We start from the raw sequence: 24,380 nt of genomic DNA, 5'->3' as shown, positions 1-24,380 counted from the left end.
CGCCCAGATGGCGCCCGCTGTTCGTCGTGGGGATCTCGTGCACAAGGCCAAAGACCAGAGCTTCCGTTACCAGAAGGACTTGGGCTTACCAGACCAAGTCTGCCTTTTCCGACACGGGCTATATAGTTTCGCCGCGATCGGTGCGCAACGAAAAAGGGCACGTCTCACGCCGTGCCCTTCCGCATTCAGATCGGTTCGGATCAGCTGTAGATCTCGAACAGGCCGGCGCCGCCCTGGCCGCCGCCGATGCACATGGTCACGACGCCCCACTTCGCCTTGCGCCGCGCGCCTTCCTGCAGCAGATGGCCGGTGAGACGGGCGCCGGTCATGCCGAAGGGATGGCCGATCGCGATCGAGCCGCCATTGACGTTGTACTTGGCGGGGTCGATGCCGAGCTTGTCGCGCGAATAGAGGCACTGGCTGGCGAAGGCCTCGTTGAGCTCCCACAGATCGATGTCGTCGATCTTGAGGCCGGTGCGCTTCAAGAGCTTCGGGATCGCGAAGACGGGGCCGATGCCCATCTCGTCGGGCTCGCAGCCCGCGGTCGCCCAGGCGACGAAGCGGCCGAGCGGCTTGAGGCCGCGCTTCTCGGCGTCCTTGGCTTCCATCAGCACCACGGCGGCCGCGCCGTCCGAGAGCTGGCTGGCATTGCCCGCGGTGACGAACTTGCCGGGGCCCTTCACCGGCTCGAGCTTTGCCAGTCCTTCCAGCGTCGTCTCGGGGCGGTTGCATTCGTCGCGATCGACGACGTAGTCGACGATGCTCTCGGCCTTGGTCTGCTTGTCGACGACCTTCATCTTGGTCTTCATCGGGACGATCTCGTCCTTGTACTTGCCCGCCTGCTGGGACGCGGCCATGCGGCGCTGCGATTCCAGCGAGAACTCGTCCTGGTATTCGCGGCTGAGCTTGTAGCGCTCGGCGACGATGTCGGCGGTGTCGATCATCGCCATGAAGATGTCGGGCGCGACCTTGAGCAGCTCGGGATCGATCGACTCCTTCGGCGTGCCGCCGCCGGGCATCGAAATGCTCTCGACGCCGCCGGCGACGATGCAGTCGGCGCCGTCGGAGCGGATCGAGTTGGCGGCCATCGCGATGGTCTGAAGGCCGGAGGAGCAGAAGCGGTTCACCGAGACACCGGCGGTGGTCTTCGGCAGGCCGGCGAGCAGCGCGGCCTGGCGGCCGATGTTCGGCGCGCCATGGGCGCAATTGCCGAGATAGCAGTCCTCGACATAGTCCTTCTCGACGCCGGCACGATCGACCGCGTGCTTGATGGCGTGGGCCGCGAGCGACATCGGCGGCGTGATGTTGAACCCGCCGCGGCCGGATTTTGCGAGGCCCGTGCGCGCATAGGAAACGATGACGGCTTCACGCATTGTTCTCTCCCTTTTTCGAACGTTTTGAACGGAGCGTCCTGGCCGCCATTGGTACACAAAGTTTGGAGGCCCGGGGAGAAATAAAGCGGGGCGCGGCATCAACAAAAACGCCGCCCTTGCGATCAAGGGCGGCGTTGTTCCGCATGTCGGAATATATGATGTCCGTCATTCCGTGGCGTGCGCCGCTATCCGCTCGTCATGCCCGGGCTTGTCCCGGGCATCCACGTTCTTCGCGCTGCCAGCAAGACGTGGATGGCCGGGACATAGGCGAGCGAAGCGACGCCGTCCTTTGGACGGCTATGCCCGGCCATGACGCAAGAGGAGGGAGCGCGGATTAGAACGTCAGCGCCTTCACCTGCTTGACCTGCGGCAGGGCCTGCACCTTGGCAAGCACGTCCGCCGGCACCTTGCCGTCGACCTCGACCAGCGCGATGGCATCACCGCCCTGCTCGACGCGGCCGAGATGGAAGGTCGCGATGTTGATCTTGGCGTCACCCAAGAGGCCGGCGAAACTGCCGATGAAGCCCGGCTTGTCCTCGTTGGTGATGTAGATCATCGACTTGCCGAACTCGGCGTCGACGCGGATGCCCTTGATGTCGACGAGGCGCGGCTTGCCGTCATGATAGACGGTGCCGGAGACCGAGCGCTCCTGGCGTTCGGTCGCGACCGTGACGGTGATCAGGCTCTCATAGTCGCTCTGGGCAGCACGCACGATCTCGTCCACCACCATGCCGCGCTCCTTGGCGACGACGGGCGCGGACACCACGTTGACTTCGCCCAGCATCGGCCGCAGCAGGCCGGACAGCACGGCCGAGGTGATCGCCTTGATCTTCATCTCGGCGACGTGGCCCTCATAGGTGATCTCGACCTTGAGGATGCCGGATTCAGTGAGCTGGCCGGCGAACGAGCCGAGCTTCTCGGCGAGCGCGATGAACGGCTTCAGCTTCGGCGCTTCTTCCGCGGTGATCGAGGGGAAGTTGACCGCGTTCGAGATCGCACCGGTGAGCAGGTAGTCCGACATCTGCTCGGCGACCTGCAGCGCGACGTTCTCCTGCGCTTCCGTGGTGGAGGCGCCGAGATGCGGGGTGCAGATCACGTTGGGATGACCGAACAGCACGTTGGTGTTCGCGGGCTCCTCGACGAAGACGTCGAAGGCGGCGCCGGCGATGTGCTTGGAGTTGAGCGCATCGACCACGGCCTTCTCGTCCACGAGACCGCCGCGGGCGCAGTTGATCAGGCGCACGCCCTTCTTCATCTTGGCGATCGCGGCTGCGTCGATGATGTTCTTGGTCTTCTCGGTGAGCGGGGTGTGCAGCGTGATGAAATCGGCGCGCTTGAGCAGGTCATCGAGATCGACCTTCTCGACGCCGATGTCCTTGGCGCGCTCCGGCGACAGGAACGGATCGAACGCGACGACCTTCATGCGCAGGCCGAGCGCGCGGTCGGCGACGATCGAACCGATATTGCCGCAACCGACGACGCCCAGCACCTTGCCGGTGATCTCGACGCCCATGAAGCGGTTCTTCTCCCACTTGCCGGCCTGGGTCGAGGCGTCGGCCTGCGGGATCTCGCGGGCGAGCGCCAGCATCAGCGTAATCGCATGCTCGGCGGTCGTGATCGAATTGCCGAACGGCGTGTTCATCACGATGATGCCCTTGGCCGTCGCGGCGGGGATCTCGACATTGTCCACGCCGATGCCGGCGCGGCCGATCACCTTGAGGTTGGTCGCCTTCTCCAGGATCTTGGCGGTCGCCTTGGTCGCGGAGCGGATCGCAAGGCCGTCGTAATTGCCGATGATCTCGGCGAGCTTGTCCTTGTCCTTGCCGAGGTTGGGCTGGAAGTCGACCTCGACGCCGCGATCCTTGAAGATCTGCACGGCAGCGGGAGAGAGCGCGTCGGAAATGAGAACTTTGGGTTTGGTCATGGGGATGATCCGTGGTGCGAGCTGCATTTACGGAACGTCATCCGCGGGCTTAACCCGCGGATCCATCTCTCTTGATCGATGGATGGCCGGGTCAAGCCCGGCCATGACGAGAACGAGTTGGAACGCGTTACGCCGCCTTGGCGAGCTGCGCCTTGGTCTCGGCGAAGGCCCAGTCGATCCACTGCGTCAGGATCTCGACGTCCTTGGCTTCGACGGTGGCGCCGCACCAGATGCGCAGGCCGGCCGGCGCGTCGCGGTAATAGGCGAAGTCGTAGCCGGCGCCTTCCTTCTCGATCAGCGCGACCAGCTTCTTGGAGAACTCCGCCTGCGCGTCGTCCGAGAGCGAGGTGATCGCGGGATCGGTGAACTTCAGGCACACCGAGGTGTTGGAACGGATCGCGGCGTCCTTGGCGAGGAAGTCGATCCAAGGCGTCTTCGCCTTCCAGTCGGCGAGCACCTTGGTGTTGGCGTCGGCGCGCGCGATCAGCGCCTTGAGGCCGCCGATCGACTTGGCCCAGTTCAGCGCATCGAGATAGTCCTCGACGCAGAGCATCGACGGCGTGTTGATGGTCTCGCCGACGAAGATGCCTTCGTTGATCTTGCCGCCCTTGGTCATGCGGAAGATCTTCGGCAGCGGCCAGGCCGGCTTGTAGGTCTCGAGCCGCTCCACCGCGCGGGGCGACAGGATCAGCATGCCATGCGCGGCTTCGCCGCCGAGCGCCTTCTGCCAGGAGAAGGTGACGACGTCGAGCTTGGCCCAGTCGAGCGGCTGCGCGAACGCGGCAGACGTCGCGTCGCAGATGGTCAGGCCTTCGCGGGTCGCGCTGATCCAGTCGGCGTTCGGCACGCGCACGCCCGAGGTGGTGCCGTTCCAGGTAAAGACGACGTCGCTCTTGGGATCGACCTTCGAGAGGTCGGGAATCTCACCGTAAGCCGCGTTGAGCTTGGTGACGTCCTTGAGCTTCAATTCCTTGACGATGTCGCTGACCCAGCCTTCGCCGAAGGATTCCCAGGCGAGCGTGGTGACGGGCCGCGCACCGAGGAGCGACCACAGCGCCATCTCGACCGCGCCGGTATCGGAGGCCGGCACGATGCCGATGCGATAATCGGCCGGCACTTCAAGTACTTCGCGCGTCAGATCGATCGCGAGCTTGAGCTTGGTCTTGCCGACCTTCGCGCGATGCGAACGGCCGAGGGCTGCGTCCTTGAGATTTTGGGCGTTCCAGCCGGGGCGCTTGGCGCAGGGGCCGGAGGAGAAATGCGGCACGTTCGGCCGCGAAGCGGGCTTCGCTACAGTCATGATCTACCCTTCCAGATAGTAAGCCTCCCGTTGGGGGGAGGTGTCCCGCCGCGGCTGATACGGGAAACGGGAAGAGTCGTCAAGAAAGTTCAGGAGCCTCACGGGGGAGTGATGGTTCATCCGGCGCGATACCGGGGGCCTCAACCGGGGCGAGCGCATTCAGCAAGTCCGTGGCATCGCTGATCAATTGCGCCGCACGGCGCCGACTGCCGACTTTCAAAATGCATTTGTCGTTGGCCTGCACAACGTAGTCGTTGCCGACCTTGATCATGGAATAGCTTGTCATCGAAATCCCCGAACCGACCGAGCCCGGTTACCCGACGCTGCGTAGCACTGTTCGTTCCGGCGGGAACGTGAACGACGGCTGGGTAGTTTATCAGCTCTTAAGATGAACGAATGCGCGATCCGATTTCGCTGATCAAGCAACGCGCGATGCGCGCTGCCTCAAAAGCGGACAGTCATGCCGACATGACTGGCAGTGAATCCGAGCCGCGTGTAGAAGCGCTGCGCGTCAACCCTGCTCGCATGCGTCAGTAGCTCGACCAGGATGCAACCGCGCGCCTTCGCTTCGCTTACCGCCCATTGCACCAATTGCTCGCCGATGCCGCGGCTGCGGCAATCGGAGGCAACGCGCACGTCTTCGAGCAGTCCGCGAATGCCGCCTTGCGAGCTGATGCCGGGCAGAACGGCGAGTTGCAGGCAGCCGACCACCCTGCCCTCGCTCTCGGCCACCACGAGCGTGAGATTCGGATCGCGCTCGACGCGCTCGAACGCCGCATAATAAACTTGGGGCAAGGGATCCTCGAGGCGCTCGCGCGCGCGACCGAGATGGTCGTCGGCGAGCATGGCGATCATCGCCGGGACGTCCTCGCGGCGCGCGGGACGGATGGTGACGGACTTGTCGTTCATTCGGGAAGCTCCAGACTCAACGCGACTCAACGCGCTTTGGGCAGGCCGAGAAATGCCTCGGCCTCGCCGATCCAGCGGCGGATGGCCGCATAGCGGCCGAGATCGAAACCGCCTTCATGCGCAACGCGCGTGTAGGCGAGCAACGAGACGTCGGCGAGCGATGCCGCATCGCCGGCGAAAAAACGGCTGGTGGCGAGATGCCGCTCCATGCGATCGAGCGCCGCATAGCCGCGCTTGACCTTCTCAGGATCGAGCTCGGATGCATCCTTGCCGAGATAGACGAGCTGGAAGCGGCACACCGCGATGTAGGGCTCGTGGCTGTACTGCTCCCAGAACAGCCATTCGTCCATCTTGGCCGCGGCAAAGGCATCGCGCGGAATGAGCGCGCTGTCGCGGGCAAGATAGCGGATGATGGCGTTGGACTGCGCCAGCGTGCGGCCGTCGTCGAAGGCGACGGTGGGCACCTGGCCGGCACCGTTCATGGCGAGGAATTGCGGCGTGCGGGTCTCGCCCTTGCTGGTGTCGACCTCGACCCACTGATAGGGCACCGCGAGCTTGTCGCAGACCCACTTCACCTTGAGGCAATTGCCCGAATTGCTGTCGCCGTAGACCTTCATCGCCGCCACCCCGCTACCGGAGCGACAGAGCATCAGGACGAAGGGAGGCTGTCAACAGGAAGGGGACGGCTCAGAACTTGTAGCCGAGGCCGAGACGCGCGTTGTTCAGCGTCACCTGCGTGTTCATGACGGGCGAGAACCTGACATACTCGTACTCGATCCGAGCGAACAGCCCGCTCCAGATGCAGTATTCGAGGCCGAGGCCCGCGGTCCAACCCACCGCATAGGTGTTGGTGCGGTGCTGTCCCTGCGTGCCCGACTGCGCAGGAACGGGGCCCCACGCTCCGAGCGTGGTCGTCGTGTTGCCGAAGAGGTCGGTCGTCGTCGTGTCCGTGCGCAGCGACACGACGCTCGTCACCGTGCGCGACACGTCCATGCGGCCGACCGCGGCGCCCATGAAGGCGTATGGCATGAAGTCGCCGCCGTCCCAGCCGACGCGGCCGCGCAGCGTGACCATGTCCTTGACCTGCGCCGTGGCAGCACCGGTCAGCGACACCGCATAATTGTTGGTGATGCCGGGAGCTCTCACCTCGCCCGGCGGATTGACGATCACGAGCGAGTTCGATCCCGACGTCGACGTCGACATGTTGTTGAAGGCGCTGTAGGTGCCTTCGAGGCTGAGAATGGCATCGTACCATTGCCAGTTGCGGCCGATGAAGCCGCCGAAATGGGTGCTCTGCGTGTTGGTCTTGTTCAGCAGCGACCACGTCGAGGTCGGCCCCTGCAGCACGCTGTCGCGGAAGATGTAGTTGGTCAGGCCGACCACGCTCTGGCTGAAGTCCGTCGCGTCGGCCGTGTAGCCGGCGTGGCCGCCGACATAGAAGCCGTCCCAATTGTGGGTCGACTTCGACAGGCCGTCGCTCACGCTGCCGCGCAGGATCGGCAGATCCGGCATGTCGGCCGCATGCGCGGCAGACACCGTCCCCAACATCACCGCCGCCAACAAAAGCCCACGCATCGCAACGCTCCAAATCGAACTCGAACTTTCGCCGATGATCATGGCTCGTTAACCTTAACCAATGGTTGCGCAGGAGCCTTTCATCCCTGCCAGCAATGAAAAATACGCAAAGCAAAACGGCGCGGGATGATCCCGCGCCGTTAAGAAACTTTAACCGATCAGACTTGCGATCAGCCCTTGGTGACAAGCGGCGGCGGCATGTAGGCCGGCGGGCTGTTGAGATCCCAGCGCACGCCGAGCTTCAGGTCGTGCGAGGTGAGCTCCTTGATCTTGATCGAGGTCGGGCCGGAGGCGCTGTTGTCGAACAGGCGGAAGTTGCCAGGCGCTGCGTCGCCGAGGTTCATGTAGCTGTAGGCCAGTTCGACCGTGAAGCCGGGGTTGACCTTGTAGGCGAGACCGGCGTGAGCGGCCCAGGCGAAGTTCCACTTACCGTTGTCGGCGAAGTAGGCGACGCTGTTGTTGAGCAGCGGGCTGTACGACACGCCGTCGTCGCGGAAGCCGCTGATCTTGTTGTAGGAGCCACCGACACCGGCGCCGATGAACGGGGTGATGCACCACCAGGTACCGAGATCGACATAGGCGTTGGCCATGACGACCCACTCGGACTTGCTGCCGCTGTAGTTGTTGACGCCGACGAAGCCGGGTCCGATCACGTTGTCGCTGCCGTGCAGATTGGCCTTGCCGCGATACTGGCCGATCACGTCGGCGCGGAACCAGTTGTTGAAGCGATAGCCGACGCCGAGATCGAACAGCGGCGAGGAGTCGAAGCCGAGCCCTTCGGTCGTCTTCGTGAAGCCGGGCGCCACGGCGCCCTCGATGCTCTTGGCGCGCTGGTTGGTCATGCCGACGTCGCCACGGAGATACCAGCCGCCGAAGTCAGCGGGCGGAGCCGGCGGTGCGTACATGGGAGGGGGCGCAGCGATCGGCATATCGGCGGCAAACGCCATCGAGGAGATCAGGGATGCCGCACCCGCGGCAAGGAGAGACTTAACGCTACGCATTGGCTTCGTCCTTATGGCCGGTGAGGCAAAATGCAGACGCCTCACGTTCTGGAAACTCACGACCCGGACGATGGCAGCAAATGTTTAAGCGCCACTTAACCCTAATTTTTAAGGTTGATTTTTTCTGACTGCACACGCGGATGCGGCGCGAGCGTTGCAAAAATGCAGCGCTCGGCGCTGCACGCCCGCCGCAATTGCTAACGATCGGTGAAGCCGCAACGCAGCAAGGAAAGGTTTGTTAACGTCCGGGCTGCTGCAGCTTGGGCAGGAACACCGCGAGCAAACCGATCGCCGGCAGGTACGCGCAGACCTGGTAGACAAACTCGATCGAGGTGTGGTCGGCGAGCTTGCCGAGCACGGCGGCGCCCAGGCCGCCGATGCCGAAAGCGACACCGAAAAACACGCCGGAGATCATGCCGAAGCGATGCGGCACCAGCTCCTGCGCGAACACGATGATCGACGACGTCGTCGAGGAGATGATCAGCCCGATGATGACCGAGAGCACCGCGCTGGCGAAGAGCCCGGCATGGGGCAAGGCCAGCGTGAACGGCAGCGCGCCGAGGATCGAGATCCAGATCACGATCTTGCGGCCGAAGCGATCGCCGAGCGGCCCGCCGAAGAACGCGCCGACCGCGTTCGCCGCGAGGAAGATGAAGAGATAGATCTGCGCCGTCTGCGTCGACACGCCGAAACGATCGATCAGGTAGAAGATGTAATAGCTCGACAGGCTCGAGACGTAGAGCTGCTTGGAGAACAGCAGCGCCACGAGCACGAGAAGCGCAACGGCGACGCGGCGCGAACTCGGCCCGCCCGGCTGGGTGTGCGCGGGCGCCGCCTTCTTCGTCGTAATCTGCGGCGCATACCAGCGGCCGATGCGCCAGAGCACGACGATCGCGAGGAACGCGATCGAGGAGAACCAGGCGATGCTGCCCTGCCCGAACGGCACCACGATCAGCGCGGCCAGCACCGGCCCCATCGAGGTGCCGAAGCTGCCGCCGAGCTGAAACACCGATTGCGCGAAACCGTAGCGGCCGCCGGAGGCGAGCCGCGCGATGCGCGCGGATTCGGGGTGAAACACCGCCGAGCCGAGACCGACCAGCGCGGCGGCGACGAGGATGACGAGATACTGGTGCGCGGCGCTGAGCAGCAGCAGGCCGAAGAAGGTGGAGGCCATGCCGATCGACAGCGAATAAGGCTGCGCCTTCTTGTCGGTGTAGTGGCCGACCACCGGCTGCAGCAGCGAGGCCGTGAACTGGAAGGCCAGCGTGATCATGCCGATCTGCGCGAAGTCGAGCGCGTAGGTGTCCTTCAGGATCGGATACACCGAGGCGATCAGCGACTGCATGGTGTCGTTGAGGAAGTGCGAGAAGCTGATGCCGGCGAGCACGATATAGGCCGGCCCCGCGGCAGAGCTTGCAGCAGCGGGCGTCACGTCGCCGACGACGACGGGCTCGGTCAGCGTTTCCTCGGAGACGACGACAGGCTTGTTCAAGGGATCATCCAGGCGCGGCAGATCGCCGCGACTGTTTGGTACGATGCAACGACCAGCGGAACCACCGCCAATCGGCCATGGCTGGGATGCGCTTCGCCCTGCTGCGAAGCAGCGCGGCCTGCATGGTTCGAGACGCCCGCGATGCGGGCGCCTCACCGTGAGGGTCCAGATCTCGCCAGGAAGAAGGAAGCGTAGGGTGGGCAAAGGCGCAACGCGCCGTGCCCACGATCTTTCCGATACGACAACGGACGCGTGGGCATGCTTCGCTTTGCCCACCCTACGATGCTGCCCGTGGGGTGAGATCACCCCTCATCCGGCGCTTCGCGCCACCTTCTTCCACAAGGGGAGAAGGAAGAGAGCTTACGCCGCGGCCTGGCCGAGCGCGGAGACGATGGTGTCGACGACGTCCTCGACCAGATGGCGGTCCTCGCCCTCTCCCATGACGCGGATCACGGGCTCGGTGCCGGAGGAGCGGATCAGCAGGCGGCCGTGGCCGTTGAGGCGCTTCTCGCCGTCGGAGATCGCCGACTTGACCTCGGTATCGTCGAGCGGCTTGCCGCCCTTGTGGCGGACGTTCTTGAGGATCTGCGGCAGCGGATCGAAGCGGTGGCAGACCTCGGACACGGGCCGGCGCAGCTTCTGCACCACGGCCAGCACCTGCAGGGCGGCGACGAAACCGTCGCCGGTGGTGGCATAGTCGGACAGGATGATGTGGCCGGACTGCTCGCCGCCGAGATTGTAGCCGCCGTTCAGCATCTGCTCGAGCACGTAGCGGTCGCCGACCGGGGTGCGCACGAGATCGAGCCCCTGCCCTTTCAGGAAGCGCTCGAGGCCGAGATTGGACATCACGGTGGCGACGATGCCGGGACGCGAGAGGCGGCCGTCTTCCTTCCAGCTCTGCGCGATCACCGCCAGCAGCTGGTCGCCATCGACGACGTGGCCGCGCTCATCCACCAGGATGACGCGATCGGCGTCGCCGTCGAGCGCGATGCCGATGTCGGCGCGCATCTCGCGCACCTTCTTCGACAGCGCTTCCGGCGAGGTCGAGCCGCAATCCTTGTTGATGTTGAAACCGTCAGGCTCGACGCCGATCGGCACGACGTCGGCGCCCAGCTCCCACAGCGCTTCCGGCACCACCTTGTAGGCGGCGCCGTTGGCGCAATCGATCACGACGCGCAGGCCCTCGAGCGAGAGGTCGCGCGGCAGCGTGCGCTTGGCGAATTCGATGTAGCGGTCGTGCACGCCGTCGATACGGCGGGCGCGGCCGAGGCTGGCGCTCTGCGCGAGCCGCTTGTCGATGGGCTCGTCGAGCAGCTGCTCGATCTGCTTCTCGACGTCGTCGGAGAGCTTGAAGCCCTGCGGGCCGAACAGCTTGATGCCGTTGTCCTCGAACAGATTGTGCGAGGCCGAGATCATCACGCCGAGATCGGCGCGCATCGACTTGGTCAGCATCGCGACCGCCGGCGTCGGCATCGGGCCGACCAGCAGCACGTCCATGCCGACCGAGGTGAAGCCCGCGACCATCGCGTATTCGATCATGTAGCCGGACAGGCGGGTGTCCTTGCCGATCACGACCCGGTGGCGGTGGTCACCGCGCTGAAACGCGAGGCCGGCGGCCTGGCCGACCTTGAGCGCGAGCTCCGGCGTGATCAGTCCGTTGGCGCGGCCCCGAATCCCGTCCGTCCCGAAATATTTGCGGCTCATATCGTCCCCCAAGCAACAACCAGGGATCCCCAACACAACCTGCGGGTGCCTGAACCGGCCCCGCATCCCTGATTTGCTGAGGTCTTATAAATCCATCGCGGCTAACTTGGCTTCAAAAAATATGATGAATCATTACGGAACCGGGCTCACCGCCGTCCCGGTAACATATTGTTAACATTATAGTTCCGGCGTGACCATCGGAAAGTGCGGGGAACCTGTCCTACTTCGAGCGCTTGACATGGCCGTCGTCGCGGCTCGGTGCCGGCTGGGTGACGTTGACCGGATCGGAGCCCGGAAAGGTCTCTTCGAGCCCCTCTTCCAGCGCGTCCTCGAGGGCCTGCTTCTCCTTGATCTCCTCCGGCGAAGGTCCCGTGTGCGGCCTCGTCATGGCGCCCTCCTCTCAAACGATTTGGCTGTGCATCCAACCATGCTAGATGACCCCTAAACCTTCCGATGCAAGACTCTTGATGCAAGACGGGCCGGGGAAACGTTCATGAAGCACATCACCTGTATCGACGATCTTCGCGCATTGCATAAGCGCCGCGTGCCGAAGGCGTTCTTCGACTATTGCGACCGCGGCTCCTATGCCGAGGAGACGCTGCGCGCCAACCGCGACGACATGCAGGCGATCAAGTTCCGCCAGCGCATCCTGGTCGACGTCTCCAAGCGCGACACCTCGACCACGATCCTCGGCGAGCCCTCGGCCATGCCGCTGGTGCTGGCACCCGTGGGCCTGCTCGGCATGCAGCATGGCGACGGCGAGATCCACGCCTGCCGCGCCGCGCAGGCCGCCGGTATCCCGTTCACGCAGTCGACGATGTCGATCTGCTCGATCGAGGACATCGCCGCCAATGTCGAGAAGCCGTTCTGGTTCCAGCTCTATGTCATGAAGGACCGCGGCTTCATCAAGGCGCTGATCGAGCGCGCGATGGCGGCGAAATGCTCGGCGCTGGTGCTGACCGTCGATCTCCAGGTGATCGGACAACGCCACCAGGACATCAAGAACGGCATGACCGTGCCGCCGGAATGGTCGCTGTCGAAGCTGATCGATTTCGCCACCAAGCCGGCCTGGGTGTCGGGCGTGCTGCAGGGCAAGCGCCGCACCTTCGGCAATCTCGCGGGTCACCTGAAGGTCAGCGACGACATCACCTCGCTGTCGACCTGGATCAACTCGCAGTTCGACACCTCGCTGAACTGGAACGACATCGAGTGGATCCGCTCGATCTGGCCGGGCAAGCTGATCCTGAAGGGCATCCTCGACGTCGAGGACGCGGAGCTCGCGGCGAAAACCGGGGCGCAGGCGATCGTCGTCTCCAACCATGGCGGCCGTCAGCTCGACGGTGCACCGTCCTCGATCGAGGTGCTGCCCGAAATCGTCGATGCCGTCGGCGACAAGATGGAGATCATGTTCGACGGCGGCATCCGCTCCGGCCAGGACGTGATGCGCGCGCTCGCGCTCGGCGCAAAGTCCTGCATGATCGGCCGCGCCTACGCCTATGGCCTCGGCGCCGGCGGCCAGGCCGGCGTCGCCAAGGCGATCGAGATCATCCAGAAGGAATTGCTCACGACCATGGGCCTGTGCGGCGTCAACCGGGTCGAGGAGATCGACGATCATATTATCGCGGTGTAGCCGCGAGCACGGTGCCGTAGGGTGGGCAAAGCGAAAGCGTGCCCACCAATGTTCACGGAAAGCAACAGGACGTGGGCACGGCGCTAGCGCGCCTTTGCCCACCCTACGAGATTTCGGCGTGACGGAATGCCGTCGCCACAATCTCCCCGTCGTCCCGGCGAAGGCCGGGACCCATAACCACAGGGAGTGGTTTGGCGAAGACTGATAGTTCAGTCTTTGCGCGGGACCGAGAGCCGAGACGACCGATAAATCACGCGGTATGGGTCCCGGCCTTCGCCGGGACGACAGCGGAGTTTATGGCGCCAACTGTGCGCTATATCAGCCGTCCCCTCACATCGGCGGCGTGACGCCGTCCCTGCCGACATTCACGCGGTTCGCTTCCAGCGAGCCGTCGTCCTTCTTCGCCGCGCCGAAGATGATCAGCTTGGCGCCAGGCTTCACTTCCGACTTGTCGGTGGCGACGAAGGTGACGATCGGGGTGTCCGGGGGCACCACGACTTTCTTCTCGCCGTCCTTGTACTTCACCGTGATGTTCTGGCCGTCGGTGCCCTTCACCGTCTGCGCCACGGTCGCGTTCGTCATCGTCGAGTTAGCGCGGGCGTCCCAGGGGCGGAAGCCTTCGGCGGCGCCGCGCTGGTTCTCCGGGAAGATATGCACGGCGATCGCCTTCTGGGTGCCGTCGGGCTCGGGCATGGCGGTGACGCCGATATAGGAACCTTCCTTGATCTCCGACAGCTGCGTCTTGACGACGGCGAAGACGGCGACGTTGTCGGTCATCTTCACCTTCACGTCGCTGCCCTCGCGGGTCTTGATGCCGATCGAGTTGCCGTCGACGCTCTCGATGGTGCCGCGGATGCGCACTGTCGGCGCCTGCTGCGCGGATGCGGATGATACGGCGATAAGGGTCGCGAATGCGGCCACGACGGCGCGTGGCATCCAGTTGGTCCGTGTCGACATGGCCTAGTCCCTCCAGGCAGGTGTGGCGATCACACGGCAAACCCCGTGCAACCGCCGCTATTCCCTGCCCGGCCGATCACATCGGCGGGGTCAGGCCATTGAGGCCGACGCTGACGCGGTTGGTCTCGAACGAGCCGTCCGGCAGCTGCTTCATGAAGGCGACGACCTGGGCGCCGGGCTTCAGCTCGCCCCTGTCGCCGGGCACGAAGGTCACCACCGGCGTGTTGTCGGGGACGAACACCTTCTTCTCGCCGTCCTTGTACTTGACCAGCAGCGTGTGGCCGTCATTGCCGACCACGCTCTCGGACACCGTGGCGTTGGTCATGCTCGAATTCGGCTTGAGGTCGTAGGGCCGCGAACCCTCGCCGGTGCCGCGCATGCTTTCCGGAAACACATGCACCTCGACGGCGTTGTTGGCGCCATCCGGTCCCGGCACGGTGGTGGCGCCGACGAAGGAGCCGACCTTGATGTCGGCGAGTGAAATCTTTGTAATTCCCGCCACGTTGACGTCAGGCGCGATGCGCAGCTTGACGTCCTCGCCGGTGCGCGACTTGACCTGCATGGTGTCGCCATTGACACTCTCGATCGTGCCGCGGACGCGCGTCGGCACCGGCGCCCTCTGCGCGTAGGCCGCGAAGGTGGAAGCGGCCACCATGGCGACGGCAATGAGCGGGCGTGTGAAAGTTACGCGTTGAATAGTCATGACGGTCTCCGATTGTCCCACGGGGATAGAACTCCGGAGGTGGTGCGCTATTCGCCGCGCTCCGCTCAAGTCTTTGTGAGATCGGCCTCGACCAGCGCGCGCAATTCGGCCGTCACCTGGGGCCTGCGGCCAAACCAGAGCTCGAAGCCGCGCACCGCCTGGTGCAGCAGCATGCCGAGCCCGTCCGCGGTGTTCAGGCCGCGTGCTTTTGCGGCCGCCAGCAGCGGCGTCACCAGCGGGACATAGACGAGATCGGCAACGACTGCCTCTTGCGGCAGGCGCGCGAGTTCGACGTCGAGCGGCGGCTGGCCGTGCATGCCGAGCGAGGTCGTATTCACGAGAAGTTTCGCGCGCGGCAGCACGTCGCCAATCGCGTCCCACGTAACAGGATGCACGTTCGGACCGAACTGACTTGCAAGGGTCTCTGCCCGCGCGATGGTGCGATTGGCGAGATGGATACGCTTGACCCCGCGATCGAGCAGACCGAACACGACAGCACGGGAGGACCCGCCGGCACCGAGCACCAGTGCTTCGTCCGCCTTGTCCCAGCCGGGCGCACTGGCGTCGAGGTTGCCGACGAAGCCTTCGACGTCGGTATTGGTCGAGCGCAGCTCGCCGTTCTCGAACCACAGCGTGTTGGCCGCGCCGACGGCTTTCGCACGCGCATCCGGTGCCGACAGCGACAGCACGGCTTCCTTGTGCGGGATGGTGACGTTGGCGCCGACGAAACCGCGCAGCGACAGCCGCAGCACGAAGTCGCGCAAATCATCGGGCGGCACCGCCTCGATCACGTAGCCGCCTTCGATGCCGAGCGTGCGCAGCCAGTAATGATGAATCAGCGGCGAGCGCGAATGCGCGGCCGGCCATCCGATCAGACAGGCTGCGGGAGCCTTGGTCACTGTCGTCGTCTCCTTGGGTCGTATTGGAGGCGATCCATTTCGCGTCCCGCCCGCCCTGTCAAGCGCGCTTGCGCCGCATCGCCGCGGCCACGATCGCGGCCAGGACCAGCGCCGCGCCCGCGGCGAACCAGATCGCGGCAAGATTGATCCAGGCATAGCCGAGCGCGCCGGCCGCCGAGCCCGCGACGAGCGCCGCCCACAGCAGCAGGTTCGGCGCCCAGCCCCAGCGCGGTCCGCCGGTCAGGCTCACCGCAAGAAGCTGGCCGACCTTGACCAGCGCGCCCGTGACATAGGTCAGGCCGAGACCGGCACCGCCATCGATCTGGAACACGGCATTCTCCAGTCCCATCGCGAACACGATGGCTGCGATCGCAAGGTTTGGCAGGCCAGAGGCATGGCAGAGCCCGGCCCCCGCGAGCAGCACCGCTTCGATCAGCAGCAGCCAGGGCTGCCGCTCGGCGCCGCCGCCGAGCACGACGAGGCTGCCGACGGCCGCACCGGCCACGAACAGCGCGATCAGGCCGAACGCGCCGGCAGCCTGCCACCACGCGGCGTCGGCGAGGCTGACGCCGAGGCGCGTGGAATTGCCGCTCATGAAGGAGACGAACAGGCCGCCGAGATGCAGGAACCCGATGCCGTCGACATAGCCCGCCAGCATGCTGAGCGCGCAGGCCAGCGCAACGTCGCGACGTGAATTGAGCATGCCGATCCACCACCCCTTGAGGCGGAAGTGTCGGTCAAATCGCACCGCTTGAGAAGTGCGTGGCGTCAGGCCGTGGCGGCGTCATCGGCCGCGGGCTTCGCCGCGCCGGCCTTGATGTCGGCGACGGCGCGCGCGATGGTCTCGCGATAGCGGGCGCGCGGCGGCGTCACGCCATGGGTGAGCAGCGCGCGACGGACCGCGGGCGATGCCCCCGTGATGAACAGGCGGATGCCCTGGCGATGCGCCTTGACGGCGACACGGCCGAGCACGTTGGCCGCGGTCGAATCCAGGAACGGCACCGCGGCGAAATCGACCACAAGACCCTTGCGCTTTTCGGCGATGCCGTCGAGCACGCCGCCGATCGCCGAGGCCGCGCCGAAGAAGAACGCGCCGGTGATGCGATAGACCAGCACGTCCCGATCGATCGCAAGGCCGGGATCGTAAGGCACGCGCTCGCCGTTGCCGTCGTCGGGGCGGTCGGCGGCGACCAGCGGCGTGCGCTCCTCGATGCCGGTCATCTCCGCCATGCGGTGGATGAACAGCACCGCGCCGAGCGCGAAGCCGACCAGGATGCCTTCGGTGAGATCGCGGAAGATCGTGAGCAGGAAGGTTGCGAGCAGCACTACCGCGTCGCCCCAGGAGGAGCGCAGGAGCGTCGCGAACTCCTGCTTCTCCGCCATGGTCCAGGCGACCACCACCAGCACGGCGGCAAGCGCGGCGAGCGGGATGTAGCTGGCGAGCGGCGCCGCAATCAGCATGAACAGCAGCAGGAACACCGCATGCAGCATGCCCGCGAGCGGCCCGCGCGCGCCGGCGCGGATATTGGTGGCGGTCCGCGCGATCAGGCCGGTGACGCAGATGCCGCCGAACAGCGCCGAGCCGACATTGGCGACGCCCTGCGCCACCAGCTCGCAATTGGAGCGGTGGCGGCGTCCGGTCATGCCGTCGGCCACCACCGCCGACAGCAGCGATTCAATGGCGGCCAGCAGTGCAAAGGAAATCGCGTCGGGCAGCACCGCTTTCGCCTTCGCAATCGAGAACGCCGGCAGCGCCGGCGAGGGCAATTCGCGCGGGATGCCGCCGAAGCGGCTGCCGATGGTCTCGACCGGCAGCGAGAACACCGCACAGACGACGGCCGCGAACACGACCGCGATCAGGATGCCGGGCCAGGACGGACGCCAGACCCGCAAGGCCGCGATGATGGCGATGCTGCCGATCGCGACGGCAACGGCCGACGGATTGATGGTGGGCAGGCCTGCCGCGAGCGCGGCGAGCTTCGGCACGAACTCGCTGGGCTCCTTGCCCGCGAGCGTGATGCCCGAGAGATCGCGGAGCTGGCTGGCGAAGATGATCACCGCGATGCCGGCGGTGAAGCCGACCGTGACCGGATAGGGAATGAACTTGATGTAGGTGCCGACGCGCAAGAGGCCCGCGGCGATCAGGAACAGGCCCGCCATCATCGTGGCGAGGATGACGCCGTCGACGCCGTGCCGCTCCGCGGTCACCGCGACCAGCACGATGAAGGCGCCGGCGGGGCCGCCGATCTGGAAGCGGCTGCCGCCGAGCAGCGACACGATGAAGCCGCCGACGACGGCGGTGTAGAGCCCGCGATCCGGCGTCACGCCCGAGGCGATCGCGATCGCCATCGACAGCGGCAGCGCGACGATCGCAACCGTGAGGCCCGCGAACACGTCGGCGCGAAAGTCCGCGACGCCGTAGCCTTCGCGCCAGACGGTGACGAGCTTTGGCAAATACAGTTCGGCAAAGGTTGGCCGGCGCAGCCGATGCAGCCCGCTCGCGTGATCGCTGGTGATGCTCATGCCTCGCTGCCTCACAATGCTCCACTGCATCGTGCGGCCGCGATCTCGGACGCGACGGTGCGTTAGCTCTTCCCTGCAGGCACGATCATCACGACGATCATGCCCCTACCCTGCGCGGCGGCCCGGACTCCTTCAGGCGCACGCCGCGCCCGCCGCTGTCGCTGCGCGCCTGCTCGCCGATCAACTCGACGCCGGCGCGGTCGAACGCCTCGACCACCTTCATTAAGGTCTCGACCACGCCACGCACATTGCCGGTCGATGCCTCCATCCGCTGGATGGTCGGCAGCGACACGCCGGCAAGCTCGGCCAGCGTTTTCTGGTCAATGCCGAGCAGCGCGCGGGCTGCCCGCATCTGGAATGACGTGATCAATCTGACCTCACGTATCAGGAGTTATAAGTGATATCTGGAGCATATACAATGATGTAAAATACATCATTTAGAGGCGAGCGCAAGGGCCTTGGCTGTCTCCGCCGTCATTGCGAGGAGCGAAGCGACGAAGCAATCCAGAACCCCTCCGAGGAGAGACCCTGGATTGCTTCGCTGCGCTCGCAATGACGGGGAAGCTGCAGTTGCGCCAAACTCCGCTCTCGTGCCCCGGACGAGGCGCAGCGCGAAGTGATGCGCCGCAGAGCCGGGGCCCATGCCGCAGCGAGTTTCGTAGCCTTCTTGGTCCCGGCTCCGCGCAGCAATGCTGCGCATTGCAGCGCGTCCGGGACACCGCGGTCGCGGCGCGGCGACACGACACCTCCGTCATTGCGAGGAGCGCAGCGACGAAGCAATCCAGAATCCTTCCGCGGAAAGATTCTGGATTGCTTCGCTGCGCTCGCAATGACGGGTGGAGAAAGCGAGGCCCAATTTAGACGCGCGCGCGTGGAGGAAGCCCCTCACCCCGCCCTCTCCCCGTGAAGAACGGGGAGAGGGCGTGAGAGAGCGATGCCGCCCTAACGGATCACGCCGCGTGCTGGTGCGCGGCGATGATCTGGTCGGCGGCGCGGCCGGTGACTTCGGCCATGTGGTCGAACTGCCGGGTGAAGCTGCCTGCGCCCGCCGTGGCCGAACGCAGCTCGACGATGAGCTCGCCGATCTCGGCTTCCGGCATCATGGCGCGGACGCAGTCCCAGCCGCTCCAGCCGTCGCGGGTGTCGAAGCCGAGGATCTGGCCGCGCCGCGCCGACAGGATCGCGTTGATCTTGGCGGTGGCGTCGGTCGGACAGACGATCTCGACCACGTGGATCGGCTCCAGCAGCACCGGCTGGCATTGCGGCAGGCCTTCGTTGAGCCCGACCCGCGCCGCCGTGCGGAAGGCGAGGTCGGAGCTGTCGACGCTGTGATAGGAGCCGTCGGTCAGCGTCACCTGCACGTCGGTGACGGGGAAGCCGAGCGGACCGCGCGTCAGCCCGTCGACGACACCTTCCTCCACCGCCGGGATGTAGTTGCGCGGCACCGCGCCGCCGACCACCTTCTCAGTGAACTTGAAGCCGTCGCCGCGCGGCAGCGGCTTGATGTCGAGCACGACATCGCCGAACTGGCCGTGGCCGCCGGACTGCTTCTTGTGACGGCCGCGCTGGGTGATCGACTTGCGGATGGTCTCCTGATAGCCGATCGCGGGCGGATGCGAGGTGACCTTGACGCCGAAGCGATCGCGCAAGCGCTCGCTGGCGACGCGCAGGTGCATCTCGCCCTGGCCCCACAGCACGGTGTCGTGGGTCTTGGGGTTCTGCACGATCATGAGCGAGGGATCCTCCTCATGCAGCCGCATCAACGACTGGCCGAGCTTGACGTCGTCCTTGCGGTCGGTGGCCGCAACGGAGATCGCGAGCACGGCCGAGGTGGTCTCCTCCGCGACCAGCGCCGCGGGCTGGGTCTTGCCACTCGAGACCGTGTCGCCGGTCTTGACCGGATCGAGCTTGGCGAGCGCCACCGTGTCGCCGGCTTCCGCCGACGCGCGCTTGGTGTCGTAGGCGCCGTTGACGGCGAGGATGCCGGAGATGCGTCCCGAGCCGCCGGAGGAGGATTGCAGCGTGGCACCGTCGTCGAGATGGCCGGCGAGCAGCCGCGTCAGCGACAGCTTGCCGCCGTGCTGCGAATGCAGCGTCTTGAAGACGTAGCCGAGCGCATCCTTGCTCTCGGGCGCGCCGAGACGTTTTGCGGTCTCCGCAACGCCTGGCGCTTCGTGGCGCAGCGCCTTCATCAGGCGCAGCACGCCGTTTTCGCGCGCGGCCGCGCCGAGCAGCACCGGGCAGATCTGCCCTTCGCGCAGTTCGCGGGCGAGATCGTCGAACACGGCATCGCGCGGCGGCTGGATGTCCTCGAGCAATTGCTCCATCAGCGCGTCGTCGTGGTCGGCGAGCTTCTCCAGCATCGAGAAGCGGGCCTCCTTCTCGCGGTCGAGGTCGCCGCCTTCGAGCGCGACCACCTCGGAGGCCTTGTGCTCGCGATAGACGAAGGCGCGCTCCAGCGCGAGATCGACGAACCCTTCGATCAGCTCGCCCTTCCAGATCGGGATCTGGCGCAGCACCAGCGGCACGCGCGAGGCGGGCTGGAGCATCGCGAGGGTCTCGCGGATGCGCTTGTTGGCGCGGTCGATCTTGTTGAGGAACAGGAAACGCGGGATCTTCAGCTCCTCCAGCTCGCGCAGGATGATCTGAAGCTGCGGAAGCTTCTTCTCGTCGGCCTCGCAGACCACGATGGCGGCGTCGACCGCAGGCAGCGCGGCGCGCATGTCGTGGGCAAACTCGACGGAACCTGGACAATCGAGGAAGGTGTAGCTGTCTCCCATGAAGCTCGTGGTGGCGGCAGTGAGGCCGACTGTCATCTTGTGATGACGGGCCTCCGGAGTGGCGTCGCCGACGGATGTTCCGGCGTCGACGCTGCCGGCGCGCGGGATTGCGCCCGTTCGCGCCAGTATTGCTTCGAGAAGAGTGGTTTTACCGCTTTGGAAAGGGCCCACCAGCGCGATGCACCGTGGACCTCGGGGACTTCTGACGTCTTGTCCCATTTCGCCGCCTCCTTGGTGTGGAGCTCGGCCCATGATTGGGTCGGCAAACGCAGATGCTCTGCCCGTCCCCGAGATTTGGCAAGCGTCAAACGTCGCTGCGGTGCGTCGTCGGTTGAATCCGTTGTAAAGTCTTGGAGATCAGCCGCGCTGTTCCACCTCTCCCCGATGGGGAGAGGTGAAGCGGCATTGTCTTAACGGCCCGGACGCAGTTCCAGGCTTTCGAGGCCGGCGGCGACGCTGAGGCCGACCTGGCCCTGCACGCTGAGCGGCTGGAGCGCGATCGAATTGTTGGAGCCGCCGACCAGCACGTTGCCGCCGACACCGACGCCGAGCGCGGCGCTGCCCTGCGCGCCCGCGTAATTGCCGGAGAGATCGCCGGGGCCGAGCCGGTCGACCGGCGCGAACACGCCCCAGGCCAGCGTGGTCTCCTGGGTGATGCCGATGTCGAGGCCCACTTTACGGATCGTCGCGACGTAGCGGTCATCGGGCAGGCCGTCGGCGCGCAGCACGCAGCCGAGATTGGTCACCGAGCCCACGATGAAGCCGACGCTGGCGCCGCCGCGGCATTCGAGCACGCCGACCCGCACCATGCGCTGCTGCTGTGCGCTGCCGCCTGCGACGGAAGCAACGAGGCTCGCGACAGTGAGTCCGGCGAGGAGGAGTGAGCGGCGCATGAAAGATCTCCGGCGATGGATGTGATGCGAGCAGAGAGAGCTCCCTGCCCGTGTTGCGCGATGGTCTATGCCACAAGACCCCTGGCGGTGCCAGATCGCGCGCCCCGATGAGCGTGCGATCAACAAAAAGGCCCGCCGGAGGCGGGCCTTTCCAATTTGCACTGTCGCGGCAGGCTCAGCGAAGATTGCCGCAGAAGCGCTGGATGCGCTTGCAGGCGTCTTCGAGGTCCGACGTCTTGGTCGCGTAGGAGATGCGGAACGCCGGGCCGAGGCCGAAGGCCGAGCCCTGCACCACGGCGACGCCTTCGGTCTCCAGCAGCTCGGTGACGAAGTCCTCGTCATTGCCGATCACCTTGCCGGACGGCGCGGTCTTGCCGATCGTGCCGGCGCAGGACGGATAGACGTAGAACGCACCCTCGGGACGCGGGCACTCGATGCCCTTGGCCTGGTTGAGCATGGAGACCACGAGGTCGCGGCGCTCCTTGAACACCTTGTTGTTGGCGGGGATGAAGTCCTGCGGACCGTTCAGCGCTTCCACCGCCGCCCACTGCGCGATCGACGACGGGTTCGAAGTCGACTGCGACTGGATGGTCGACATCGCCTTGATGAGCTGGGCCGGGCCGCCGGCATAGCCGATACGCCAGCCGGTCATGCAATAGGCCTTCGACACGCCGTTCACGGTGAGCGTGCGGTCGTAGAGTTTCGGCTCGACCTGCGCGACCGTGGTGAACTGGAAGTCGTCATAGACGAGGTGCTCGTACATGTCGTCGGTCATCACCCAGACATGCGGATGCTTGACCAGCACGTCGGTGAGCGCCTTCAGCTCGGCCCTGGTGTAGGCCGCACCGGTCGGGTTCGACGGCGAGCACAGGATGACCCATTTGGTCTTCGGCGTGATCGCGCGCTCGAGCGCCTCGGGCTGCAGCTTGAAACCGGTCGCGGCGGTGCAGACCACCGGCACCGGCTCGCCGCCGGCGAGCGCCACCATTTCAGGATAGCTGACCCAGTACGGCGCGGGGATGATCACCTCGTCGCCCGGATTCATGGTCGCCATCAGCGCGTTGTAGAGCACCTGCTTGCCGCCGGTGCCGACGATGATCTGGTTCGGCTTGTAGACCACGCCGTTCTCGCGCTGGAACTTGGCGATGATGGCTTCCTTCAGCTCGGGAATGCCGTCCACCGCGGTGTACTTGGTCTTGCCGGCCTCGATGGCGTGGATCGCCGCCAGCTTGATGTTGGCGGGCGTGTCGAAGTCGGGCTCGCCGGCACCGAGGCCGATGACGTTGCGGCCCGCCGCTTTCAGCGCGCGTGCTTTATCCGTGACCGCGATGGTCGCGGACGGCTTCACACGGTCGAGCGCAGCGGCAAGGAAGGACATCGTCATCTCCTGACAAGCGTCGTGAACCCATGGGTCGTCACGACTCTGATTGTGGGAATGGAGCTACCCTAAAACGTGCGCCGCTGCATCGCAAGAAACTTCGGCCCGATCCCGAAAAAGTTTACGATTTGGAGCGGTTCAAGGCCTGTTTTCCAGCAATTTCCCGCAACTTTGCCGCGCAAACCCCTCATATCCGGCAAGGCTTGTCCTCGGAGCAATTTTACGCGCTTAACGGTCTCAAAATGAGGGGTCGTCATGCCCGGGCTCGTCCCGGGCATCCACGCTCTTCGTGCCGCGGTCAAGACGTGGATGGCCGGGTCAAGCCCGGCCATGACGACGCGGAGACATTTGCGTTCTGACGGAGGGAAGGCGCTTCTTACACCAACGCGGCACACCACCGCCACGCATTGACGCAAGCGTGAACTGAGTTGTGACGTCGCGTGGAAATGATCTTCCGCGGCGCTGCAGCGCGGTAGGGTTTTCGAGTTTTTCTATGGGCTGGCCCTTGCGGCGGATTCGCATCGGCATCATTGTTTAGCCGCGCTGCGGGGCAACAAGCGCCGCATCTTTCCCGTCCTCGGTTCAGAACTCCGGAATGTACAAGCTCTATTCGATGCAACGCTCCGGCAACAGCTACAAGGTCCGCCTTGCGCTGGCGCTGTTGAACGTCCCTTACGAAGCAGTGGAGGTGGACATTCTGCGCGGCGAGAGCCGCACGCCGGACTTCCTGTCCAAGAACCCGTCGGGCCAGGTGCCGCTGCTCGAGGTCGGCGGGGACCGCTTCCTCGCCGAGTCCAACGCCATCCTGTGGTACGTCGCCGTCGGCACGCCGCTCGCGCCAGAGAACCGCATCGACCGCGCCGAGGCGCTGCAATGGATGTTCTTCGAGCAGCACGCGCTGGAGCCGAATATCGGCGCCGCCTATTTCTGGCTGTCGCTGGTCAAGGGCGGCCGCGACCTGCAGACCCACGCGCTGGAGGACTGGATGGAGCGCGGCTACGGCGCGCTCCAGGTGATGGAGAACCACCTCAAGACCAATTCCTATTTCGCGGCCCGCCAGCTCACGGTCGCCGACATCGCGCTGTACGGCTACACCCACCTCGCCGACCGCTGCGACTTCGACCTCGAGGCCTTCCCGGCGATCCGGGACTGGCTGAAGCGGGTCGAGGCCGCGCCCGGATTCGTGTCGATGGACTGGCGGCCGGCCGACATCGACGACCCCGCCAGCATCGCGGCAGGGGCCTGAAACCGGTGCAGCGTTAAGAAATAGCGGGCATAGCGTTAACCTTTGCCGCAATCCTGCCACGTTCGGCGCGGCAGCCGCCGCAATATTGCCGGT

At 65.4% G+C, this 24,380-nt stretch carries 22 protein-coding genes; 2 read left to right on the top strand and 20 right to left on the bottom strand.

Features of this window, described 5'->3' with window-relative positions; translation table 11 throughout:
- Nucleotides 1-200 precede the first annotated feature (200 nt).
- From A7X65_RS19150 to A7X65_RS42690, 11 genes are all read right to left on the bottom strand, one after another.
- Nucleotides 201-1,373: a thiolase family protein gene (locus A7X65_RS19150; protein WP_063687393.1), complete on the bottom strand. Its 1,173-nt coding sequence runs from the start codon at nucleotides 1,371-1,373 to the stop codon at nucleotides 201-203.
- Nucleotides 1,374-1,707: 334 nt separating this feature from the next.
- Nucleotides 1,708-3,297: a phosphoglycerate dehydrogenase gene (gene serA / locus A7X65_RS19145; RefSeq protein WP_063687391.1), complete on the bottom strand. Its 1,590-nt coding sequence runs from the start codon at nucleotides 3,295-3,297 to the stop codon at nucleotides 1,708-1,710.
- A 127-nt stretch (nucleotides 3,298-3,424) separates the two neighbouring features.
- Nucleotides 3,425-4,597, bottom strand: coding sequence for a phosphoserine transaminase (locus A7X65_RS19140; RefSeq protein WP_063687389.1), 1,173 nt, complete (start codon nucleotides 4,595-4,597; stop codon nucleotides 3,425-3,427).
- Between the two features lie 79 nt (nucleotides 4,598-4,676).
- Nucleotides 4,677-4,883, bottom strand: a complete 207-nt coding sequence (locus tag A7X65_RS19135; RefSeq protein ID WP_063687388.1) for a hypothetical protein — start codon at nucleotides 4,881-4,883, stop codon at nucleotides 4,677-4,679.
- A 158-nt stretch (nucleotides 4,884-5,041) separates the two neighbouring features.
- The gene (locus A7X65_RS19130) at nucleotides 5,042-5,506 is read right to left on the bottom strand and encodes a GNAT family N-acetyltransferase (protein WP_063687386.1); all 465 of its coding nucleotides are present in this window, start codon (nucleotides 5,504-5,506) and stop codon (nucleotides 5,042-5,044) included.
- Nucleotides 5,507-5,532: 26 nt separating this feature from the next.
- Nucleotides 5,533-6,123, bottom strand: a complete 591-nt coding sequence (locus A7X65_RS19125; protein ID WP_063687384.1) for a glutathione S-transferase family protein — start codon at nucleotides 6,121-6,123, stop codon at nucleotides 5,533-5,535.
- Between the two features lie 70 nt (nucleotides 6,124-6,193).
- Entirely contained in the window at nucleotides 6,194-7,081 is an 888-nt protein-coding gene (locus tag A7X65_RS19120; protein WP_063687829.1) for an outer membrane protein, read from the bottom strand.
- A 170-nt stretch (nucleotides 7,082-7,251) separates the two neighbouring features.
- The gene (locus A7X65_RS19115; protein WP_063687381.1) at nucleotides 7,252-8,082 is read right to left on the bottom strand and encodes an outer membrane protein; all 831 of its coding nucleotides are present in this window, start codon (nucleotides 8,080-8,082) and stop codon (nucleotides 7,252-7,254) included.
- A gap of 238 nt (nucleotides 8,083-8,320) precedes the next feature.
- Entirely contained in the window at nucleotides 8,321-9,574 is a 1,254-nt protein-coding gene (locus A7X65_RS19110; RefSeq protein WP_063687379.1) for an MFS transporter, read from the bottom strand.
- Between the two features lie 360 nt (nucleotides 9,575-9,934).
- A complete protein-coding gene (gene glmM, locus A7X65_RS19105; protein ID WP_063687378.1) occupies nucleotides 9,935-11,278 on the bottom strand; it encodes a phosphoglucosamine mutase in 1,344 nt (447 codons plus the stop codon).
- 220 nt (nucleotides 11,279-11,498) lie between these two features.
- Nucleotides 11,499-11,666 carry a hypothetical protein gene (locus A7X65_RS42690; RefSeq protein WP_167358261.1) on the bottom strand — a complete coding sequence of 56 codons (168 nt, stop codon included), beginning with the start codon at nucleotides 11,664-11,666 and terminating at the stop codon, nucleotides 11,499-11,501.
- 105 nt (nucleotides 11,667-11,771) lie between these two features.
- Between A7X65_RS42690 and A7X65_RS19100 the strand changes: the two genes are divergently transcribed.
- Nucleotides 11,772-12,908 (top strand): alpha-hydroxy acid oxidase, encoded by a 1,137-nt coding sequence (locus tag A7X65_RS19100; RefSeq protein ID WP_063687377.1) that lies wholly within the window; start codon nucleotides 11,772-11,774, stop codon nucleotides 12,906-12,908.
- A 330-nt stretch (nucleotides 12,909-13,238) separates the two neighbouring features.
- Here the strand turns inward: A7X65_RS19100 and A7X65_RS19095 are convergent, their stop codons facing one another.
- The 9 genes from A7X65_RS19095 to A7X65_RS19055 form a co-directional block, all read right to left on the bottom strand.
- Entirely contained in the window at nucleotides 13,239-13,865 is a 627-nt protein-coding gene (locus A7X65_RS19095) for a single stranded DNA-binding domain-containing protein (RefSeq protein ID WP_063687376.1), read from the bottom strand.
- Between the two features lie 76 nt (nucleotides 13,866-13,941).
- Nucleotides 13,942-14,568 (bottom strand): hypothetical protein, encoded by a 627-nt coding sequence (locus A7X65_RS19090; RefSeq protein WP_063687372.1) that lies wholly within the window; start codon nucleotides 14,566-14,568, stop codon nucleotides 13,942-13,944.
- A 65-nt stretch (nucleotides 14,569-14,633) separates the two neighbouring features.
- Complete coding sequence (locus A7X65_RS19085) at nucleotides 14,634-15,467, bottom strand: shikimate dehydrogenase (RefSeq protein WP_063687371.1); 834 nt, start codon at nucleotides 15,465-15,467, stop codon at nucleotides 14,634-14,636.
- Between the two features lie 58 nt (nucleotides 15,468-15,525).
- Nucleotides 15,526-16,170 (bottom strand): YoaK family protein, encoded by a 645-nt coding sequence (locus A7X65_RS19080; RefSeq protein ID WP_063687370.1) that lies wholly within the window; start codon nucleotides 16,168-16,170, stop codon nucleotides 15,526-15,528.
- A gap of 65 nt (nucleotides 16,171-16,235) precedes the next feature.
- Nucleotides 16,236-17,990 carry a SulP family inorganic anion transporter gene (locus tag A7X65_RS19075; protein ID WP_063687368.1) on the bottom strand — a complete coding sequence of 585 codons (1,755 nt, stop codon included), beginning with the start codon at nucleotides 17,988-17,990 and terminating at the stop codon, nucleotides 16,236-16,238.
- A 97-nt stretch (nucleotides 17,991-18,087) separates the two neighbouring features.
- Complete coding sequence (locus tag A7X65_RS19070; RefSeq protein ID WP_063687362.1) at nucleotides 18,088-18,360, bottom strand: helix-turn-helix domain-containing protein; 273 nt, start codon at nucleotides 18,358-18,360, stop codon at nucleotides 18,088-18,090.
- Nucleotides 18,361-18,940: 580 nt separating this feature from the next.
- Complete coding sequence (locus A7X65_RS19065; RefSeq protein WP_063687360.1) at nucleotides 18,941-20,989, bottom strand: elongation factor G; 2,049 nt, start codon at nucleotides 20,987-20,989, stop codon at nucleotides 18,941-18,943.
- A 191-nt stretch (nucleotides 20,990-21,180) separates the two neighbouring features.
- A complete protein-coding gene (locus A7X65_RS19060; RefSeq protein ID WP_063687358.1) occupies nucleotides 21,181-21,663 on the bottom strand; it encodes a DUF992 domain-containing protein in 483 nt (160 codons plus the stop codon).
- A gap of 175 nt (nucleotides 21,664-21,838) precedes the next feature.
- On the bottom strand, nucleotides 21,839-23,041 hold the full coding sequence (locus A7X65_RS19055) for a pyridoxal phosphate-dependent aminotransferase (RefSeq protein WP_063687356.1): 1,203 nt from the start codon (nucleotides 23,039-23,041) through the stop codon (nucleotides 21,839-21,841).
- Nucleotides 23,042-23,636: 595 nt separating this feature from the next.
- On the opposite strand from A7X65_RS19055, the gene A7X65_RS19045 reads away from it, so the two are divergent.
- Nucleotides 23,637-24,287: a glutathione S-transferase family protein gene (locus tag A7X65_RS19045; protein ID WP_063687352.1), complete on the top strand. Its 651-nt coding sequence runs from the start codon at nucleotides 23,637-23,639 to the stop codon at nucleotides 24,285-24,287.
- Nucleotides 24,288-24,380 lie beyond the last annotated feature (93 nt).

The organism is Bradyrhizobium stylosanthis (assembly GCF_001641335.1).
GTDB lineage: Bacteria > Pseudomonadota > Alphaproteobacteria > Rhizobiales > Xanthobacteraceae > Bradyrhizobium > Bradyrhizobium stylosanthis.
This window is presented reverse-complemented; position numbering and strand designations above follow the sequence as displayed.

What these genes read in the sequence shown, in the direction of transcription:
- A7X65_RS19150 (WP_063687393.1), bottom strand. Translation starts at nt 1,373, where the DNA reads ATGCGTGAAGCCGTCATCGTTTCCTATGCGCGCACGGGCCTCGCAAAA.
- serA (WP_063687391.1), bottom strand. Translation starts at nt 3,297, where the DNA reads ATGACCAAACCCAAAGTTCTCATTTCCGACGCGCTCTCTCCCGCTGCC.
- A7X65_RS19140 (WP_063687389.1), bottom strand. Translation starts at nt 4,597, where the DNA reads ATGACTGTAGCGAAGCCCGCTTCGCGGCCGAACGTGCCGCATTTCTCC.
- A7X65_RS19135 (WP_063687388.1), bottom strand. Translation starts at nt 4,883, where the DNA reads ATGACAAGCTATTCCATGATCAAGGTCGGCAACGACTACGTTGTGCAG.
- A7X65_RS19130 (WP_063687386.1), bottom strand. Translation starts at nt 5,506, where the DNA reads ATGAACGACAAGTCCGTCACCATCCGTCCCGCGCGCCGCGAGGACGTC.
- A7X65_RS19125 (WP_063687384.1), bottom strand. Translation starts at nt 6,123, where the DNA reads ATGAAGGTCTACGGCGACAGCAATTCGGGCAATTGCCTCAAGGTGAAG.
- A7X65_RS19120 (WP_063687829.1), bottom strand. Translation starts at nt 7,081, where the DNA reads ATGCGTGGGCTTTTGTTGGCGGCGGTGATGTTGGGGACGGTGTCTGCC.
- A7X65_RS19115 (WP_063687381.1), bottom strand. Translation starts at nt 8,082, where the DNA reads ATGCGTAGCGTTAAGTCTCTCCTTGCCGCGGGTGCGGCATCCCTGATC.
- glmM (WP_063687378.1), bottom strand. Translation starts at nt 11,278, where the DNA reads ATGAGCCGCAAATATTTCGGGACGGACGGGATTCGGGGCCGCGCCAAC.
- A7X65_RS42690 (WP_167358261.1), bottom strand. Translation starts at nt 11,666, where the DNA reads ATGACGAGGCCGCACACGGGACCTTCGCCGGAGGAGATCAAGGAGAAG.
- A7X65_RS19100 (WP_063687377.1), top strand. Translation starts at nt 11,772, where the DNA reads ATGAAGCACATCACCTGTATCGACGATCTTCGCGCATTGCATAAGCGC.
- A7X65_RS19095 (WP_063687376.1), bottom strand. Translation starts at nt 13,865, where the DNA reads ATGTCGACACGGACCAACTGGATGCCACGCGCCGTCGTGGCCGCATTC.
- A7X65_RS19090 (WP_063687372.1), bottom strand. Translation starts at nt 14,568, where the DNA reads ATGACTATTCAACGCGTAACTTTCACACGCCCGCTCATTGCCGTCGCC.
- A7X65_RS19080 (WP_063687370.1), bottom strand. Translation starts at nt 16,170, where the DNA reads ATGCTCAATTCACGTCGCGACGTTGCGCTGGCCTGCGCGCTCAGCATG.
- A7X65_RS19075 (WP_063687368.1), bottom strand. Translation starts at nt 17,990, where the DNA reads ATGAGCATCACCAGCGATCACGCGAGCGGGCTGCATCGGCTGCGCCGG.
- A7X65_RS19065 (WP_063687360.1), bottom strand. Translation starts at nt 20,989, where the DNA reads ATGGGACAAGACGTCAGAAGTCCCCGAGGTCCACGGTGCATCGCGCTG.
- A7X65_RS19060 (WP_063687358.1), bottom strand. Translation starts at nt 21,663, where the DNA reads ATGCGCCGCTCACTCCTCCTCGCCGGACTCACTGTCGCGAGCCTCGTT.
- A7X65_RS19055 (WP_063687356.1), bottom strand. Translation starts at nt 23,041, where the DNA reads ATGTCCTTCCTTGCCGCTGCGCTCGACCGTGTGAAGCCGTCCGCGACC.
- A7X65_RS19045 (WP_063687352.1), top strand. Translation starts at nt 23,637, where the DNA reads ATGTACAAGCTCTATTCGATGCAACGCTCCGGCAACAGCTACAAGGTC.